Raw genomic sequence first — 1,828 nt, forward strand, 5'->3', positions numbered from 1 at the left:
CCCTCCCCATTTTTCACCTTCGCGCACGTTAAGGACCGTGTGAGGTTGCTTCTGGCGGTGTCCGGAACTTTTCGCCCCTCCCCTCCCTTGTTTTCGACGAGGTTCGGCGAAGTTTTTGGGATGAAATGAAACAAAATTGATGCATTGTTGTCTTTGGTTATATTGCTGCGCTTGGTGCTTGCTAGGTAACGGGGTAACGGTAGTATCATTTGTTGCTTGGTCGCTTTCTAAAACAGCGTTTGCGCCCTCGCTCCCTCCAAGGCACGGGCAAGCGTCGTATCAACGGTTCGAGTTCAGGTTATTTGGGGACAAGGCTGCTATCAAACTAATCAGCACGCCAGCACGTCTAATTTTTGTTTCAAGGTCGATAAAGCGTCTTGTCTATGACGGTAGCTTCGTAGGTACAAAGCCATCAAAACGCGCATCAAGCAGGGGAAGCTGCCGCGAACAGAGCGCGTACCGGCGGCTGTGGGTGCTTCATGGCCTGCGCCAAATCATAGTTAGTCTGCATGGCCAGCCAAGCGCGAGCCGTGCTGACACCTGCCCGCTCAAGCCGGATGGCTAGATCAGGACTGACAGCAGCCCTGCCATTGAGGACACGCGAAAAGGCCACGCGGGACATACCGAGGCGCTCGGCAGCCTCGGTTACGGATAGACCCAGCTCGGCGATCACATCCTCGCGCAGCAGCTCGCCGGGATGAGGGGGGGTCTTCATCATTTTCTACACTCCTTATCAGTGGTAATCCAAGTAATCGACCAGCTCCACATCAGCACCGGCAAAACAGAAGATCACGCGCCAATTTCCGTTCACGCTGATTGACCAAAAGTCTTTCAATTCGCCTTTCAGTGGATGAAGTCGGAAGGCTGGAAAGTTCAGGTCTTTCGGCCCTGCGGCAACATCAAGCGCGCCCAAGATGCGCCCCAGTTTGGCCGCATGGGTTGCCTGAATGCCCTTCGTGGTGCCGGTGCGGTAGAAGGCCTCAAGCCCTTTATGTCGGAATCCTGTAATCATGGGCTTATTGTATCGTGTATCGTTGCGGATTACAATATTTGCGGCTAATTCCGGAAACAACTAAAGCGGCAATTTTTGCATTTTGCTCTTGATGGCGGCGACATGAGCCTCCGGCTCGGCAATGCGGGCCTGGTGAGGTTGCTGGTAGGGCTGGGGCTGATCAGGGCTAGCGGCGGCGGGCGGGGCGGTTTGGGTAGGCTGTGTAGCTATAGACGCAAGGCACTTGCCCGTGCCCAAGCTTGCCCAACGGTTTGCAGGGTTACGGCTTGATGCGGGTTTGCGGGCTGTCCTGTTTGCCACTGGACTAAAACCCATCTCCATCGCACAAACTAGTCCAGTTCATGCAATGGCGGTTTTTCGAGCTTTGGGCGCTCGCTACGCTCAATAATCCCCTGCACGGTTTGCAGCGACTGGCCTGATTGCACCATGCGCGAATCGCAGCGGTAGACGTTAAAGCCAAGGCGCATGGCGGCATCGTACTTGATCAGGTCCTCGCTAAAACCTTTGCCGCGCGTGTGCCTGCCGTTCGTCCATGAGCCGCCCTCGATCTCGATAGCGAGGTTGTAGGCGGGCAGTGCGAAGTCAAAGCGCCAATCTTTGAGTCCAGTCTTGGCGAGGCGCTCGCGCAGCCCTTTGCCGGTGCCGCCTGTTGCCATAGCGGCAAAGCGGTATTCGCGGACAAAGGGGATGCGCGCGGCGCGCAGTTGCAGCGCAAGGGATTGCTCAGCGGCGCTGCCGCTGCCTGCGCTGCCGCTGCTAGCGCTGCTGTTCGCTTGGGTTGCCGATAGTGCAGCAAGAGCAGCAGGGGCAGTAGCA

At 56.7% G+C, this 1,828-nt stretch carries 3 protein-coding genes; all 3 read right to left on the minus strand.

Annotated elements, in window-relative coordinates:
- Positions 1 to 424 precede the first annotated feature (424 nt).
- Positions 425 to 718: a HigA family addiction module antitoxin gene (locus AXE65_RS05310; protein ID WP_068389111.1), complete on the minus strand. Its 294-nt coding sequence runs from the start codon at positions 716 to 718 to the stop codon at positions 425 to 427.
- Positions 719 to 733: 15 nt separating this feature from the next.
- The gene (locus tag AXE65_RS05315; protein ID WP_068389125.1) at positions 734 to 1,012 is read right to left on the minus strand and encodes a type II toxin-antitoxin system RelE/ParE family toxin; all 279 of its coding nucleotides are present in this window, start codon (positions 1,010 to 1,012) and stop codon (positions 734 to 736) included.
- 329 nt (positions 1,013 to 1,341) lie between these two features.
- On the minus strand, positions 1,342 to 1,828 hold a 487-nt coding region (locus AXE65_RS05325; protein WP_068389123.1), incomplete at its 5' end, for a putative endonuclease domain-containing protein.

Source organism: Ventosimonas gracilis, from assembly GCF_001580025.1.
Taxonomy (GTDB): domain Bacteria; phylum Pseudomonadota; class Gammaproteobacteria; order Pseudomonadales; family Pseudomonadaceae; genus Ventosimonas; species Ventosimonas gracilis.

Coding starts and splice junctions, on each gene's coding strand:
- AXE65_RS05310 (WP_068389111.1), bottom strand. CDS start 718: ATGATGAAGACCCCCCCTCATCCCGGCGAGCTGCTGCGCGAGGATGTG.
- AXE65_RS05315 (WP_068389125.1), bottom strand. CDS start 1,012: ATGATTACAGGATTCCGACATAAAGGGCTTGAGGCCTTCTACCGCACC.